The 15483-nt window shown below is 71.8% G+C and carries 16 protein-coding genes and 1 pseudogene; 9 read left to right on the forward strand and 8 right to left on the reverse strand.

Annotated features, from left to right (window positions below):
• Positions 1-209, reverse strand: a pseudogene (locus ACGF3J_RS22495) (cytochrome ubiquinol oxidase subunit I); the annotation flags it as partial.
• A gap of 9 nt (positions 210-218) precedes the next feature.
• Between ACGF3J_RS22495 and ACGF3J_RS22500 the strand changes: the two are divergent.
• Positions 219-812: an RNA polymerase sigma factor gene (locus ACGF3J_RS22500; protein ID WP_393854528.1), complete on the forward strand. Its 594-nt coding sequence runs from the start codon at positions 219-221 to the stop codon at positions 810-812.
• Positions 805-1809 (forward strand): CU044_5270 family protein, encoded by a 1005-nt coding sequence (locus ACGF3J_RS22505; protein ID WP_393854529.1) that lies wholly within the window; start codon positions 805-807, stop codon positions 1807-1809. Before ACGF3J_RS22500 ends, ACGF3J_RS22505 begins: the two co-directional genes overlap by 8 nt.
• A gap of 16 nt (positions 1810-1825) precedes the next feature.
• Here the strand turns inward: ACGF3J_RS22505 and ACGF3J_RS22510 are convergent, their stop codons facing one another.
• Positions 1826-2191 carry a nuclear transport factor 2 family protein gene (locus ACGF3J_RS22510; RefSeq protein ID WP_161325938.1) on the reverse strand — a complete coding sequence of 122 codons (366 nt, stop codon included), beginning with the start codon at positions 2189-2191 and terminating at the stop codon, positions 1826-1828.
• A 173-nt stretch (positions 2192-2364) separates the two neighbouring features.
• Here ACGF3J_RS22510 and ACGF3J_RS22515 point away from each other — a divergent pair, with 173 nt between their 5' ends.
• Positions 2365-2649 (forward strand): hypothetical protein, encoded by a 285-nt coding sequence (locus ACGF3J_RS22515; protein ID WP_365641315.1) that lies wholly within the window; start codon positions 2365-2367, stop codon positions 2647-2649.
• A 21-nt stretch (positions 2650-2670) separates the two neighbouring features.
• Here ACGF3J_RS22515 and ACGF3J_RS22520 read toward each other — a convergent pair whose 3' ends face one another.
• Positions 2671-4425, reverse strand: a complete 1755-nt coding sequence (locus tag ACGF3J_RS22520) for an ABC transporter ATP-binding protein (RefSeq protein ID WP_393854530.1) — start codon at positions 4423-4425, stop codon at positions 2671-2673.
• A 129-nt stretch (positions 4426-4554) separates the two neighbouring features.
• On the opposite strand from ACGF3J_RS22520, the gene ACGF3J_RS22525 reads away from it, so the two are divergent.
• From ACGF3J_RS22525 to ACGF3J_RS22535, 3 genes are all read left to right on the forward strand, one after another.
• Positions 4555-5643, forward strand: coding sequence for an S-(hydroxymethyl)mycothiol dehydrogenase (locus tag ACGF3J_RS22525; protein ID WP_393854531.1), 1089 nt, complete (start codon positions 4555-4557; stop codon positions 5641-5643).
• Entirely contained in the window at positions 5643-6272 is a 630-nt protein-coding gene (locus ACGF3J_RS22530) for an MBL fold metallo-hydrolase (protein WP_393854532.1), read from the forward strand. Before ACGF3J_RS22525 ends, ACGF3J_RS22530 begins: the two co-directional genes overlap by 1 nt.
• Positions 6273-6373: 101 nt before the next feature.
• The gene (locus tag ACGF3J_RS22535) at positions 6374-7300 is read left to right on the forward strand and encodes an SDR family oxidoreductase (RefSeq protein ID WP_393854533.1); all 927 of its coding nucleotides are present in this window, start codon (positions 6374-6376) and stop codon (positions 7298-7300) included.
• On the opposite strand, the gene ACGF3J_RS22540 is transcribed toward ACGF3J_RS22535, so the two are convergent.
• Positions 7284-7823 (reverse strand): hypothetical protein, encoded by a 540-nt coding sequence (locus ACGF3J_RS22540; protein WP_393854534.1) that lies wholly within the window; start codon positions 7821-7823, stop codon positions 7284-7286. The genes ACGF3J_RS22535 and ACGF3J_RS22540 overlap by 17 nt on opposite strands.
• Before the next feature lie 49 nt (positions 7824-7872).
• Here ACGF3J_RS22540 and ACGF3J_RS22545 point away from each other — a divergent pair, with 49 nt between their 5' ends.
• Both ACGF3J_RS22545 and ACGF3J_RS22550 read left to right on the forward strand, forming a co-directional pair.
• Positions 7873-8673, forward strand: a complete 801-nt coding sequence (locus tag ACGF3J_RS22545) for an SDR family NAD(P)-dependent oxidoreductase (protein WP_161329516.1) — start codon at positions 7873-7875, stop codon at positions 8671-8673.
• Positions 8674-8821: 148 nt separating this feature from the next.
• Complete coding sequence (locus tag ACGF3J_RS22550; RefSeq protein ID WP_161329515.1) at positions 8822-9517, forward strand: L,D-transpeptidase family protein; 696 nt, start codon at positions 8822-8824, stop codon at positions 9515-9517.
• Positions 9518-9548: 31 nt separating this feature from the next.
• On the opposite strand, the gene ACGF3J_RS22555 is transcribed toward ACGF3J_RS22550, so the two are convergent.
• From ACGF3J_RS22555 to ACGF3J_RS22570, 4 genes are read right to left on the reverse strand one after another with little or no spacing between them, the layout of a single operon-like run.
• Positions 9549-10751 carry a Gfo/Idh/MocA family protein gene (locus ACGF3J_RS22555; RefSeq protein WP_161329514.1) on the reverse strand — a complete coding sequence of 401 codons (1203 nt, stop codon included), beginning with the start codon at positions 10749-10751 and terminating at the stop codon, positions 9549-9551.
• A 38-nt stretch (positions 10752-10789) separates the two neighbouring features.
• Positions 10790-12133 (reverse strand): ABC transporter substrate-binding protein, encoded by a 1344-nt coding sequence (locus ACGF3J_RS22560; protein WP_161329513.1) that lies wholly within the window; start codon positions 12131-12133, stop codon positions 10790-10792.
• 10 nt (positions 12134-12143) lie between these two features.
• A complete protein-coding gene (locus ACGF3J_RS22565) occupies positions 12144-13106 on the reverse strand; it encodes a carbohydrate ABC transporter permease (protein WP_393854535.1) in 963 nt (320 codons plus the stop codon).
• A 16-nt stretch (positions 13107-13122) separates the two neighbouring features.
• Positions 13123-14022 (reverse strand): carbohydrate ABC transporter permease, encoded by a 900-nt coding sequence (locus ACGF3J_RS22570; RefSeq protein WP_161329512.1) that lies wholly within the window; start codon positions 14020-14022, stop codon positions 13123-13125.
• 164 nt (positions 14023-14186) lie between these two features.
• Between ACGF3J_RS22570 and ACGF3J_RS22575 the strand changes: the two genes are divergently transcribed.
• The gene (locus ACGF3J_RS22575) at positions 14187-15350 is read left to right on the forward strand and encodes an ROK family protein (protein WP_393854536.1); all 1164 of its coding nucleotides are present in this window, start codon (positions 14187-14189) and stop codon (positions 15348-15350) included.
• Positions 15351-15483 lie beyond the last annotated feature (133 nt).

Below are 15483 nucleotides of genomic sequence, written 5' to 3' on the forward strand. Positions count from 1 at the left end.
AGCGCCATCACGCCGCCGATGCAGAAGAACGCGAACGACGTCACCAGATACAGCGTGCCGATCGTCTTGTGGTCAGTGGTCGTCAGCCACTTGATGCTCTTGAGGTTCCTCACGCCCCGCCTGTGTCCGAGCCCCGCGGGGACGTCACACTCGTACGACGAGACGAGCGTCACGAAACCACCTGTGACGATCACGAGGGTGCCGGACACGAACACGACATGAGCAACGACGAGATCTTCGCCGCTGCCTACCGCGAGCACTACTGGGCGGTCAGCCGCTATGTGGCGCGACGGCTGGACGGGCGCACCGGCGAGGTCGAGGAAGTGGTGGCGGAGGTGTTCACGGTGGCCTGGCGCCGCCGCGCCGAGCTGCCGCACACCCCGCTGCCCTGGCTGTACGGGGTGGCACGCAACTGCCTGGCCAACGCGGTGCGCGGCCGCGGCCGCCGACGCCGGCTCCTCGACCGGATCGGCAACGACGACGCCGCGCACGGCCGGCACCTCACCTCCGGACCCGAGGCCGAATCGCCCGGCGGCTGGGTGCACGAGGCGCTGGCCAGGCTCTCCGAGAAGGACCAGGAGGTGCTGCGGCTGACCGCCTGGGAGGAGCTCGGCGTGGACGAACTGGCCGTCGCCCTCGGCTGCGGCAGCCGGGCCGCGTCGATGCGGCTGCACCGCGCCCGCGCCCGGCTGAGAACGGAGATCGACCGCATGGGCCGGCCCTCCACGGCCGTCCCGCACGCCGCACGGCGGCCCCCGCACCCGGCGACCACCGCCGACGCCATCCCCGCGAAGGAACACGGCCATGGCTGACGAACTCGACCTCCTGTGCCGGGCCAACCCGGTCCCCGCCGACACCCCGCACCTCGGCGACGGCCCTCTCGGCCCCCGCGCCGAACGCCACCTCGAAGGGCTGCTGCACGGGCCGGCTGCCCCGGACCGGCCGTCCCGGTGGTGCGCGCGGCCCGCCCGGCGCCGCGTCCGCGTGGCCTGGGCCCTGGCCGCCGGCGCCGTCGTCGCCGTGACCGTGTCTGCGCTGCTGCTCGGCGGCCCCGGCACCGCGCCCGCCGTCGCCGCGCCCCGCCCGCTGGCCGTGCTCGCCGACGCCAGGCCCCTGCCGCTGGACCGGCTCGCCGAGCGTGCCGAACGGGCCGCGGCGGACGGCGGACCCGCACTGCGCAAGGGCACGCACGTGCGGTCCTGGAGCCTGGGCATGTCCGACGACGCACCCCCGGTCACGCTCCCCGAGGAGCGCGTCGTGCGCTGGACGGCCGACGGCCGTCACACCGAGCTGGTCGTGGCGACCGACCCGCGCCACCCGGGACGCCCGGTCCTCGGCGAGGACGAGGACGGCACGCCCCGCCTGGTCGAGGACGGCCACGTGATCAGCCGCCGGACCCACCCGCCGAGCTGGAGCGACGCCCCGCCCGAGTCGCCGCCGCCGCACGACGCCGCACGCCTGCGCGCGTACCTGGAGGAGGCACAGCACAGCGAGACCCTCGACACCCCTGAGCTGCTCGACGCCATCGCGCTTCTGCTGGACCACTGGACCCTGGGCGCCCGCGAGTCGGCGGCGCTCACCCGGCTCCTGGCGGACGAAGCAGAACTGCGTCCGGCCGGACGGGTCACCGACCGCCTCGGCCGGCCCGGCCACGCCTACGTGTACGAGGGGACCGGCGTGCGCCGCATGCTGATCGTGGCCCCGGCCACCGGCGCCGTCCTCGGCCTGGAGACCACCTTCACCGCGGACCAGCCCGAGTACGGCGTGCGGGCCGGCGACGTCATGGAGTACCGCGCCTGGACCCGCTGACCCGCGGTGCCCCGGGCTACTCGTCCCAGGCCTGGACGGTGGTCTGCTCCACGATCTCCCCGTCCCGCAACGACAGCATCGACTCGGCGAGGACCCGCACACCGTCCGGATACGTGCACTCCTCGGTGAACGCGACGTTGTCACCCTGGACGACACAGCGTTCCATCCGGTGGGTCATGTCCCGGCTGTAGACGTCGTCGAGCATCTCGGCGATCTCCTGCCGGCCGTGCAGCACCTTGGGACGGCTCGGCTGGTCGTACCGGTCGACGATGCGGACCCGGGCGTCCCGCGCGTACAGCGACACGAGCGGTGCCGCCGAGTCTCCTTCGATGCCCCGGCGCAGCGCTTCCGCGTCGAAGCCCCGGCCTGCGGTGGTACCCATGACGACCTCCTCGGAGGGACCGGGCCCGAAGGGAGAACGGGCCGTCGTGGCCCTCACCTCCGAGCTTCCTCCGTCCGGGCTCCCGGGGCAATCGCGGCCGGACCACTGCTCCTCACGAGTGAGCGGAGTGGGCCGCCCGTGTCCGCCCGCGGCCCGTCGGCGTTGCGCACGGCATGATCTCCACACGACGTATCGTCGCCGTTGTCGGGCTCGCCGCCGGTGTCACCGCTCTCGCCGCCCCGATGGCGAGCGCGGCAGGCGGCAGCCCGCTGGGCACCGAGAAGCTCAGCGTGACCAACACCCTCGACTCGCTCGCGGTGGGCGACATGCCCGCCGAGGACCGTGCCCAGGTGCCGCTCCCCTCCCAGCAGCTGAACCGGCTCAACGACCTCGACCAGCTCCAGCAGGTCACCGACCTGGTGTCGCCGCTGTTCGGTGCCGTCCCCGCCCTGGGCTGACCCCCTCCGAGGCCGGCGCGCTCAGCCGCCGGCCGCCAGGAACTGGGTCGCCGCCAGCTCCGCGTACAGCGGATCCGCGGTGACCAGTTCCCGGTGCGTGCCGACCGCGCGGACCCGCCCCGCGTCCATCACCACGATCCGGTCGGCCGTCGTCACCGTGGACAGCCGGTGGGCGACGACCAGCACCGTCGTCGTCCGCGCCACCTCGGCCACCGTGTCGCGCAGCGCCGCCTCGTTCACCGCGTCCAGCTGCGAGGTGGCCTCGTCGAGCAGCAGCAGCCGGGGGCGGCGCAGCAGCGCGCGGGCGATCGCCACCCTCTGTCGCTCCCCTCCGGACAGCTTGGTGCCGCGGTGACCCACCAGCGTCTCCAGACCGTTCGGCAGCCGGGCGACCAGAGCGTCGAGGCGGGTGGTCCTGAGGACCGTACGGACGGCGTCCTCGTCCGCCTCGGGACTGCCCAGCAGCAGGTTGTCCCGCAGCGAACCGGACAGCACCGGGGCGTCCTGCTCCACGTAGCCGATCGAGGCGCGCAGCGAGGCCAGTTCCCACTCCGCCAGACTCCGGCCGTCCAGCGTGATCTCCCCGGAACCCGGGTCGTAGAACCGCTCGATCAGCGAGAACACGGTGGTCTTCCCCGCCCCCGACGGGCCGACGAACGCCGTCAGCCCGCGGCCCGGCACGTCGAAGGTCACCCCGTGGTGGACGTACGGCAGATCGTCGGCGTACCGGAAGCGGACGTCGCGGAAGGAGACGGACGCCGGTTCCGCGCCCGGCGAGGGCAGCGGAGCGGGGTGGAGCGCCGGCTCGGCGGGCAGCCGCATCGCCTCGTGGATCCGGGCGAGCGCCGCCCGGCCCGTCTGGTACTGCGTGATCGCGCCGACGACCTCCTGTATCGGTGACATCAAGTAGAAGACGAACAGCAGGAACGCCACCAGCGTGCCGATGTCGATCGCGCCCGTCGCCACCCGCGCCCCGCCCACCGCGAGCACCGTGATGAACGCGATCTGCATCGCCAGCCCCGCCGTGTTGCCCGCGGCGGCCGACCACTTGGCCGCCCGCACGCTCTGCCGCCACGACTCCTCGGCGGCCTCGTGCAGCGCACGCTCCTCCCGGGGCTCGGCGCCGGACGCCTTCACCGTGCGCAGCGCCCCCAGGATCCGATCCAGCGCGGCGCCCATCACCCCGACCGCGTCCTGCGCCTGGCGGCTCGCCCGGTTGATGCGCGGCACGATCAGGCCCAGTACCAGTCCGGCCCCGACGACCACGGCCAGCGTGACCCCGAGGAGCACCGGGTCGACGACGCCCATCATCACCAGCGTCGCCACCAGTGTGAGCCCGCCGGTGCCCACGCCGATCAGGGAGTCGGTGGTGACCTCGCGCAGCAGGGTGGTGTCGGAGGTGATCCGGGCCATCAGGTCGCCGGGCTCGGTGCGGTCCACCGCCGAGACGCGCAGCCGCAGCAGATACGACGACAGTGTGCGCCGCGCCCCGAGCACCACCGACTCGGCGGTGCGCCGCAGCACGTACGAACCGAGCGCCCCGAGCGCCGCGTTGGCGACCACGAGCCCCGACATGGCCAGCAGCGCACCGGTGATGGCCCGGTCGTGGGCCAGGTCGTCGATCAGCTCCCGCGCCACCAGGGGCAGCAGCAGCCCCGTGCCGCCGGTGACCAGCGAGAGCAGGGCGCCCGCGAACAGGGCGCGCCGATGCGGCCGTACGTACGACAGGAGAAGCCGCCAGGCGGGCGGACCGGCTTCCGGATCGGCGGCGCTCACGGGACTCCTTCGGCAGGCGGACGACGCCTCAGGCTACGTGGACCCCGCAGGGCGCCGAAGCGCCCCTCACCGATCTGTTGCGCGTAGGGTCGGGAGGAACGCTGAACGGCCGAGGAAAGGGTCACAAGCATGGCGCAGGAAGTACGCGGCGTGATCGCACCGGGCAAGGACGAGCCGGTCCGGATCGAGACGATCGTCGTGCCCGATCCCGGCCCCGGCGAGGCCGTGGTCAAGGTCCAGGCCTGCGGGGTGTGCCACACCGACCTACACTACAAGCAGGGCGGCATCAGCGACGACTACCCCTTCCTGCTCGGCCACGAGGCCGCCGGTGTCGTGGAGTCGGTCGGCGCGGACGTCACCGACGTGGCCCCCGGCGACTTCGTGATCCTCAACTGGCGTGCCGTGTGCGGCACCTGCCGGGCCTGTCTGCGCGGTCGCCCCTGGTACTGCTTCGACACCCACAACGCCGAACAGAAGATGACCCTCGCCTCGACCGGGCAGGAGCTGTCCCCGGCCCTCGGCATCGGCGCCTTCGCCGAGAAGACCCTGGTCGCCGCCGGGCAGTGCACCAAGGTCGACCCGGCCGTCTCCGCACAGGTGGCGGGTCTGCTGGGCTGCGGGGTGATGGCCGGCATCGGCGCCGCCATCAACACCGGCAACGTCGGGCGCGGTGACACCGTCGCCGTCATCGGCTGCGGCGGCGTCGGCGACGCGGCCATCGCCGGCTCCCACCTGGCGGGGGCCGCGAAGGTGATCGCCGTGGACATCGACGAGCGCAAGCTGGAGACCGCCCGCTCCATGGGCGCCACCCACACCGTCAACTCCCGCGAGACCGACCCCGTCGAGGCCGTCCGCGAACTGACCGGCGGCTTCGGCGCCGACGTCGTCATCGAGGCGGTCGGCCGTCCCGAGACCTACCGGCAGGCCTTCTACGCCCGCGACCTGGCCGGCACCGTCGTCCTGGTCGGCGTGCCGACGCCCGAGATGAAGCTGGAACTGCCGCTGCTGGACGTCTTCGGGCGCGGCGGTTCGCTGAAGTCCTCCTGGTACGGCGACTGCCTGCCCTCCCGGGACTTCCCGATGCTCATCGACCTGCACCTCCAGGGCCGCCTGGCGCTGGACAAGTTCGTCACCGAGACCATCCGGCTGGACGAGGTCGAGCAGGCCTTCGACCGGATGCACGCCGGTGACGTGCTCCGCTCGGTGGTGGTGCTCTGATGACCGCGCGCATCGAACGCCTCGTCACCTCCGGCCAGTTCAAGCTCGACGGCGGTACCTGGGACGTCGACAACAACGTCTGGCTGGTCGGCGACGACCACGAGGTGGTCGTCATCGACGCCGCCCACGACGCCGACGCGATCGCCGAGGCGGTCGGCGACCGGCGCCTGACCGCCATCGTCTGCACGCACGGCCACAACGACCACGTGGGCGCGGCGCCCGCCCTGTCCGACCGCACCGGCGCCACCATCTGGCTGCACCGCGACGACCTGCCGCTGTGGCGGCAGACCCACCCCGACCGGGACCCCGACGCCTGGCTGACCGACGGCCAGGTCATCGAGGCGGCCGGCGCCGACCTGACCGTCCTGCACACCCCCGGGCACGCCCCCGGCGCGGTCTGCCTCTACGACCCGGGCCTCGGCACCGTCTTCACCGGCGACACCCTCTTCCAGGGCGGCCCCGGCGCCACCGGCCGGTCCTACTCCGACTTCCCGACCATCATCGACTCGATCCGCGACCGGCTGCTGGTGCTCCCGCCGGAGACCGAGGTCCGCACCGGACACGGCGACGCGACCACCGTCGGCGCCGAGGCCCCGCACCTGAAGGAGTGGATCGACCGGGGGCACTGACCCCCTGCGGGACACGCGGAAAAGGTGACAGAAGATGTCCGGCTTCCCGGGCACCCTCGGACCCGACAGCATTCGTGCGGGAGAGGAACGGGAAGCCGGACATGGCACAGGAACCGAAAAGGCCGCTGACGGGCAGGGTCGCACTCGTTGCGGGAGCCACCCGGGGCGCCGGACGCGGCATCGCCGTCGAACTGGGCGCGGCCGGCGCCACCGTCTACGTCACCGGCCGCAGCACCCGCGCCCGGCGCTCGGAGTACGACCGCCCCGAGACCATCGAGGACACCGCCGACCTGGTCACCGAGGCCGGCGGGCACGGCATCGCGGTCCCCGCCGACCACCTCGAACCGGAGCAGGTCGCCCGGCTCGTCGACCGCATCGCCCGCGAGCAGGCCCGCCTGGACATCCTGGTCAACGACATCTGGGGCGGCGAGAACCTCTTCGAGTGGGACAGGCCCGTTTGGGAGCACGACCTCGACAAGGGGCTGCGGCTGCTGCGCCTCGCGGTCGAGACGCACGCCGTCACCAGCCACCACGCGCTGCCGCTGCTGCTGCGCGGGTCGGGCGGACTGGTCGTCGAGGTCACCGACGGAACCGACGACTACAACCGCGACCACTACCGCAACTCCTTCTTCTACGACCTGGCCAAGACGTCCGTCGTGCGCATGGCCTTCGCCCTCGGCCACGAACTCGGACCGCGCGGCGCCACCGCCGTGGCACTGACCCCGGGCTGGCTGCGCTCCGAGATCATGCTCGACCACTACGGCGTACGCGAGGACAACTGGCGCGACGCCCTCGACCGCGTCCCGCACTTCGCCATCTCGGAGACGCCCCGCTACGTGGGCAGGGCCGTGGCCGCGCTGGCCGCCGACCCGGACGTGGCGCGGTTCAACGGCCGCTCCTTCTCCAGCGGGGGGCTCGCCCAGGAGTACGGCTTCACCGACCTCGACGGCAGTCGCCCGGACGCCTGGCGCTACCTCGTCGAGGTCCAGGACGCCGGCCGTCCTGCCGACGTCACCGGGTATCGCTGACGGGCGGCAGCGCCCACCGGGCGCCGTGCCCCGGCGGCAGGGCCAGATCCTCGCGCACCGCCGCGTAGTAGTCCTCCCGCGCGGCCCGGTGCCGCTCCAGGAGGGCCTGCCAGGCGGCGGGGTCACGCGTCTCCTCACGCAGGAAACGCTCCATGTCGAGCACCGCTACGACCCACACCCGCGCCTTCTCCACCACCTGCCTGCTGCCCAGCAGCAGCAGCGCCTCCCCGGCGGGATCCCGCGACACCGCCGCCTCTGCCTGCGCGGCGGCGGCATCGCGCGGGTCGAGGGGGTGCGGGTGCGGGTCGTTGCCGAGGTGGGCGGCTATCCGGTAGGCCAGCGTGACCGAGGTCTTCAGGACCCGCGCGTAGTCGGCGTACACCGCCAGCCTGCGCTCCTCCCAGCGGGCCTCGGTCTCCCGCCGCAGCCGGGCCCGGTCACTGCGGACCACGGCGAGATACGAACCGAGCGCGCCGATCACGACACCCAGGAGCGCGGGGAGTTGCTGCAGAAATGCGGACATGGCGGCACCGTAGCCGCCCGGTGATCGCCCCGGCACTACGGTCGGGCCCATGACGGACATCAGGCGTTTCACGGACCACGGAGTACTCGTCACCGGCGCGGCCCGGGGCATCGGCGCGGCCACCGCACGCCGGCTGGCCACCGAGGGGGCGAAGGTGCTGCTGACCGACATCGACCTGCCCGCGGCCCGGCGCACGGCGGACGCGCTGACCGAGCAGGGACTGACCGCCGAGGCGTTCGCCTGCGACGTCGGCGACCGGGCGTCCGTCGAAGCGGCCGTCGCGCACGCAGTGGACACCTTCGGCGCCCTCGACGTACTGGTCAACAACGCCTACGCCTGCACCCCCGACGCCCCGCTCTTCGAGGACGAACCCGACGAGGTCTGGGCCCGCGACCTCGACGTGACCCTCACCGGCGCCTACCGCTGCTGCCGCGCCGCGCTGCCCCACCTGGCCGCCACCGGACGGGGCGCGATCGTGAGCGTCGGCTCGGTCAACGGCGTCCAGGACTTCGGCAACCACGCCTACAGCGCCGCCAAGGCCGGCCTCGGCTCGCTGACCCGCACCCTCGCCGGACACGCCGCCGCGCGCGGCGTCCGCGTCAACCTCGTGACGCCGGGCACGGTGCGCACCACGGCCTGGGAGGGCCGGGACGAGGAACTGGCGGCGGTACGGGACCTGTACCCGCTGGGCCGGGTCGGCGAGCCGGAGGACGTCGCGGCGGCCGTCGCCTTCCTGGCCTCGCGCGACGCGTCGTGGATCACCGGCACCACGCTGGCGGTCGACGGCGGTCTGACCGCCGTCAACACGGGGTTCCGGCAGGCCATGCGGGCGTGGGGCGGGACGGACTGAGGGATGGCGGAAACCCGATGGCGTTCGTCACGCTTTCGTGGCGAGTGGGCGCGGCAGGGCAACCGAATCCGCCCGGCGGCTGTCTATCAGGCAGGGGGACGCACCACGGCGACCTCCCACCACCTCACCGCTTCGCGAAAGGCCGGCCATGGGGGACATACGCAGACGAGCAGTCGTCGCACTCGGGGTCACCGCACTGGTGGCACCGCTCACGCTCGTGCTCACGGCCGCGCCGGCCCAGGCCGCGAGCTGCACCGCGACGACGGGCCCGTACCAGAAGAAGGTGGAGAAGTTCCTCGGCCGTCCGGCCGACGGCAAGCAGTCCACCGCCGACTGCAAGGCCATCCGCGCCTTCCAGACCAAGCACGGCATCACGCCGAACGCCGGCTATGCGGGACCCATCACGTGGGGCGTGATGGACCTGATGACGAAGCAGAAGGCCGTCGGCAAGAACCCGAACAAATCTGGCAAATGCCCGGTCAACAAGGGTCGTATCGCCTGCGTCGACCTCACCCTCCAGCTCAGCTGGATCCAGGACGGCAAGAAGCTGGTCTACGGCCCGGTGCCGGTCCGCACCGGCCGCAACGGCTACGAGACCCGTACCGGCCTGAAGAAGGTCTACTGGCGCAACCTCAACCACCACTCGACCATCTACGACGTGCCGATGCCCTACAGCCAGTTCTTCGACGGCGGCCAGGCCTTCCACTCCGTCGGCGTCAGCGTGTGGAGCCCGCCCGGCTCGCACGGCTGCGTCAACATGACGAAGACCGACGCCAAGAAGTACTGGTCGCTGCTGAAGAAGAACGACGACGTCTACGTGTACGGCCGCAAGCCGGGCACCTGAGACCGGCGGGCACCCGGCTCGCGTGGCGGCCTCACGGCCGCGGCGCGTCCCCGAAGTCCGGGATCTCCAGCCTGACCCCGCCCTGCCGCGCGGACTCGTGCGCGACGATGCCCGGCAGGGTGTAGCGGGCGGCGACCCACGCGTTCACGGACGGCAGTGTCCGGGAGTTCACGGCGGTCACGAAGTCGTCCACCAGGAAGTGGTGGCTTCCCTCGTGCCCGTTGTGCAGGTGGTCGAAGGCCCGGGGCAGCCGCGCCCGGTCGTGCACCGGTGCCGAACCCGAGGTGAAGGCGGCCCGCAGCTCCGGCGCGATGTGCTGGAGCGAGGGGTCGTCCGGCGCCATGGTCGGCTTGGGCTCCAGCAGCTCGCTGATGTCCTCGACCCCGGTCTTGTCCTGCCACAGCGCCACGGTCGCCAGCTGCTCCATGCTCGCCTCCGTGCCGAAGAACCGGAAACGGGACTCCCGGATGTGCGAGGGGTAGCCGACACGGCGGAACTCGTTGGTGCGGAACGACCCGCCGCCGGCCACCTCGAACAGTGCCGTCGCGTTGGACACGTCGTTGTCGAACCGGCTGACCGACCGGTCGAAGACGCCGTCGCCGCGCTCGTCCACCACACCGAGGGCCGAGACGCTCACCGCGTGCGTCCCCCACGCCCCCAGCACCCCGCCCACCGAGTGCGTCGGGTACAGCAGCGGCGGATAGCTGGCGGTGGCCTTCCACTCCTCGCCGCCGCTGTACTGGTACGCCTCGTAGAACCCCAGGTCCATGTCGTGGACGTAGTCGCCCTCGGCGTAGAAAAGCCGTCCGAAGGCCCCCTCGGCGATCTTGTTGCGGGCGTGCACGGTCGCCGGGTTGTACTGGCTGGTCTCGCCCATCATGTACGTCAGCCCGGTCGCCTTGACCGCGTCGATGATCTCCGCGATCTCCTGCGTACTGATCGCCATGGGGACCGCCGAGTACACGTGCTTGCCCGCGCCCAGGCCCTGGAGGACCAGCGGGCCGTGGGTCCAGCGCTGGGTGAAGACCGCGACGGCGTCGACCGCCGGGGACTCCAGCATCGCCTCGTAGCTGGGAAAGGTGCCGGCGAGACCTTCGGCGGCGGCGAGCCGCTCGGCCCGCTCCGGCAGCAGGTCGGTGACGTACACGTCGCGCACACCTGGGTGGGCCAGGAACAGCCTGGCGAACTGGCCGGAGAACTGGCCGGCACCGACGATGCCGAGGGAGAACGTCATGGATGGGATGCCCTTCACTGGTCGAGTCACCGGCCGAGTCACCGGCCGAGGATGAGATTGATCTGGTCGTTGGTCGCGTCGAGGCTGCCGACCGGCTTGCCCCCGCCGTAGACGTCCTGCATGGCGGGCTGCATGAGGGCCAGCACGTCTGCGGCGTTGTCGGTGATCGGATAGGTGAAGGTCAGGAAGTCCTCCGGGTCGTCGACGGGCCGCGTGAAGGCCGACACGTCGACGCCCTTCTTCTCGTACGCCGCGACGGCCGCGTCGGTGCCCTCCGGCGTGGCCGGGAAGACGATGCCGTACCGGCCCACGGTGCGCTGGCAGTCCTCGGAGGCCAGGTACTTCACCCATTTCAGGGCGCCCGGCTTGTTGCGGGCGTTCTTGGTGACGGAGTCCGCGAGGCCGTTCATCATCGTGGCCCGCTCGCCGGTGGGGCCGGCCGGGTTGACGGCGGTGGCGATGTCCATGTCCTGGAGACCGGCGTAGGTCGAGATCATCCACGCCCCGTCGAAGGCCGTCGCCGCCCGGCCCGCGGCGACCTGCGCGTTGGCCGGGTTGGACTTGGAGCTGTAGTCGCTCAGCGGGGCCATGTAGCCCTTGTCCGCCAGCCCGAAGTACCAGTCGACGACCGACTGGAAGGTGGCGTCGTCGTACCGGTACTCGGTACCCCACCGCTCCTTGTCGGTGTAGGTCCAGCCCGCGGACGCGGCGAAGTGGCTCCAGGTGGTCTGGCCGTCGCCGTCCCCGCCGCCGCCCGAGGCGAGGCCGTAGACCTTGACGTTGTCCTTGTCGAAGCCGGGTTCGTCGCCCCGCCTGCCCCGCTCGTCCACGGTCAGGTGCGCGACGGCCTTCTCGAAGCTGCCGCCGTCCTCGGGGTTCCAGGAGAGCCCGTTCAGCTCGTCGGCGCTCAGTCCGGCGTCCTTCGCCATCCCCTCGTTGTAGAAGAGGGCGACGGTGTCCCAGTCCTTCGGGGCGCCGTAGCGGTGACCGTCCCGGCCGAGCCAGCCGGCGGCCAGGCCCGGCTGGTAGTCGGCGTCCTCGATGCCGAGGCCGTCCAGCGGTTGCAGCACCTCCAGGTCGGCGAACTGGCCGAACTTCTGGACGTGGTCGGTGAAGACGTCCGGCTGGGTGCCGGCGATGAGACTCGCGGTGAGCTTGGTCCAGTAGTCGTCCCAGCCCATCTGCGTGATCTTCACGTCCAGGCCCGGGTTGCGCCGCTCGAAGTCCTTCGCGCACGCCTGGTACGCGGGCAGCTGGTTGGCGTCCCACAGCCAGTACGTGACCGTGTTCCCGGAGCCCCCGGTGGAGCCGCCCTGCGCGCAGCCGCTCACCAGGGACAGTGCCAGCGCCCCGGTCAGCGCCGCGACCGTACGAAATCGCATGACCGTCCCCTCACTTGATGCCGGTGAAGCCGATGGTGCTGACGATGCGGCGCGCGAAGGCGCCGAAGAGCAGCAGCATGGGCAGGGCCGCGATGAGCGTGGCCGCCATCAGCCCGGACCAGTCGGTGCCGCTCTGCGGGTTCTGGGCGCGGAAGACGGCCAGCGCCACGGTCAGCACGCGTGAGCTGTCGCTGTAGGAGACCATCAGCGGCCAGAAGTAGTCGTTCCAGGACGTGATGTACGTCAGTACGGACAGCGTCAGGACGGGTGTCGACGCCATCGGCAGCAGGACCCGGAAGAAGATCCGCACCTTGCCCGCGCCGTCCAGCAGGGCCGCCTCCTCGACCTCCCGGGGGACGTTCATGAAGAACTGCCGCAGGAAGAACACCGCGAAGGGCGTCATGAACATCGTCGGCAGGGCGATGCCCAGCAGCGAGTCCACCAGGCCGAGTTCCTTGATGAGCACGAAGTTCGGCAGCAGGGTGAAGATGGCCGGCACCATCAGCCCGGCCAGGAACAGGGCGAACACCGCGTCCCGGCCCCGCCAGCGCAGCCGGGCGAAGGCGTAGGCGGCCATCGCGGAGAAGAGGATCTGGCAGACGGTGACCAGGGTCGAGACGAGTACCGAGTTGAGCAGGTACCGCCAGAACTTCAGCCCGCCGCCCGCGCCGCCCTGCGCGATCGCCTCTTCGGCGGACTGCAGGCCCAGGGCCCGTTCGAAGCCGCCGGTGGTCGGGTCGACCGGCAGCGGGTCGGCCGGGTGCGCGGCCAGTCCCGTGTTGGTGGACAGCGCGGTGCGCAGGATCCAGTAGAACGGCAGCACGGTGATGAGCACGATCGCGGCCATCACCGTCCAGGCCGCGATCCGCCCGGGGGAGAGGCGGCGCTTGTCGCGCCGTGCCGTCGCCGGGCCGGCCGCGGGGGCCGTCCGGGTCACCGGGGGCGGGCCGGCCACGGAGGTCGTCTCGGTCATCTCGGTCTCCTCCCGGTCAGCCGAGGTCGGTCTGTCCGGCCCGGGTGATCCGGTACTGGACGAAGGTGATGGCGCTCAGCACGACGAGCAGCGCGACGGACATGGCCGAGGCGTAGCCGAACTGGAAGCGGCCGAAGGCGGCGCCGTAGATGTAGTACTGGAGCACGTTGGTGGCGTTGGCCGGGCCGCCGGCGGTGGTCACGGCGACGGTGTCGAAGACCTGGAACGAGCCGATCACCGTCATGATCAGGACGACGGCAAGGACCGGTCGCAGCAGCGGCATCGTGATCCGCCGGAACATCCGCCACTCGCTCGCGCCGTCCACCTTCGCCGCCTCGTACATGTCGTTGGGGATGGCCTGGAGCCCCGCGAACAGCAGCAGCGCCGTGTAACCCACGTGCCGCCACACGTTGATCAGGGCGATGACCGGGACCGCCCAGGTCTCGTCGGCCAGGAACGGGATGCGGTCGAGTCCCAGGCCCGCGACGATCTCGTTGCCGATGCCGAGCTGGGTATCCAGGATCCACAGCCAGACGACGCCGGCCACCACGTTGGACATCAGGTACGGCGTGAGCACGATCCCGCGCAGCACCGAGGACTGCGTCAGCCGCTGGAGCAGGACGGCGATGGCCAGGGCCGAGACCGTCTGCACCCCGATGTTGACGACCACGTAGACGACGGTCACCCGCAGCGAGTCCCAGAAGATGGGGTCGTGGACCATCCGCACGTAGTTGTCCAGGCCCACCCACTCCGCGGGAGTCAGCAGGTTGAAGCTGGTGAAGCTCAGATAGACGCCGCGTAGGGTCGGCCAGAGGAGGAAGACCACGAAGCCCAGGAGCGCCGGTGCGACGAACAGGGCGGCGAGGCGGCCGTCACCCCGTGGGCGGGACGGCGGACTGTTGGAGACGACGGTCATCGGGGGACTCCCTCGCAGGGGCGGCGGCTCGTCCTGGCGCCACATACTTTTGAGGCGGAACAATTAAGCCGTCAAGGGGCGTGCAAACATCTTTTCCGGGCCAGCTGTCCGGTCGTAGTCTGGCCAGGTTGTTTCCGGTACGGAAAAAAAGGGGTTCGATCTTCATGGCCGCAGCCGCTTCCAGCTGGCCCCCGCTGAGCCCCGGTGAGCGTTCCGTGGCGATCGAGGTACTCGTGCACGGCCCGTTGTCCCGGACCGAGATCGCCCGGCGGCTGGGTCTGTCGCCCGGCAGTCTCACCCGGCTGACCAAGCCGCTCATCGAGTCACGGCTGCTGGTGGAGGTCCCCGAGGCGGGCGGGGTGGCCGAGGTGCGGCAGGGTCGCCCGTCCCAGCCGCTCGACGTGGTGGCGGACTCCCGCTACTTCGTCGGCTTCAAGATCACCCAGGACATGGTGTACGGCGTCGTGACCACCCTGCGCAGTGAGATCGTCGCGCGGCACGACCGGCCGCTGACCACCCGCGATCCCGGCGAGGTCGCCGCGCTGCTGGCCCGGATGACCGACGAGCTGTCGCGCGGGCGCCCCGGGGTCGCGGGGATCGGCATCGGTGTCGGCGGACTCGTCGAGGGCCGGGCCGTGGTCGGCGAGTCACCCTTCCTGGGCTGGCGGGGCGTGCCGCTCGCCGCGCTCGTCGAGGAGCGGACCGGGCTGCCGGTGGTCGTGGAGAACGACACGGCCGCCTTCGTGGAGGCCGAGACCTGGTTCGGGGCGGGGCGCGGTCTGGACCGGTTCGTCGTCCTCACCATCGGCGCCGGAATCGGCTACGGGCTCGTGCTCGGCGGCCGGCGGGTGCCGTACGCGGGGGACGAGGACCGGGGCTTCGGGCGCCACTGGATCGTCGACCCGCACGGCCCGCTCACTCCCGACGGGCGGCGCGGCAGCGCGGTGTCGCTGCTGACCATCCCCAACATCCGCTACCAGGTCAGGGCGGCCACCGGACATGACCTGACCTGGGAGGAGATCCTCGCGGCCGCCGCCGCCGAGGAGCCCATGGCCGCCCGGGTGATCGAGGAGGCCGGACGCGCGCTGGGCACGCTGGTGGCCCAGATCGCCAACTTCGTCATGCCGCAGAAGATCCTGCTCGCGGGGGAGGGGGTGGGGCTGATGGACGTGGCCGGAGAGGTGGTCGAGGGCGCCGTCCGCGACAATCGGCACCCGCAGGCCGCACCGGTCGCCCTGGAGACCAAGGTGTCCGACTTCCACGACTGGGCGCGCGGCGCGGCCGTACTGGCCATCCAGGTACTGGTGCTGGGGGCGGCGCAGGCATGAAGTCGGCACCCGTGTGCGGTGGAACACATGGGGCGGTGACGAACTCGCAGGTGGGCCTTGACAGATGGGTCGTACGACGTGACCAGCAACACGGTCCGAAATGTCCGTTTGGCTCGCGATTACTCACATCGTC

It is taken from the genome of Streptomyces sp. NPDC048171, from assembly GCF_043202655.1.
Taxonomy (GTDB): Bacteria; Actinomycetota; Actinomycetes; order Streptomycetales; family Streptomycetaceae; genus Streptomyces.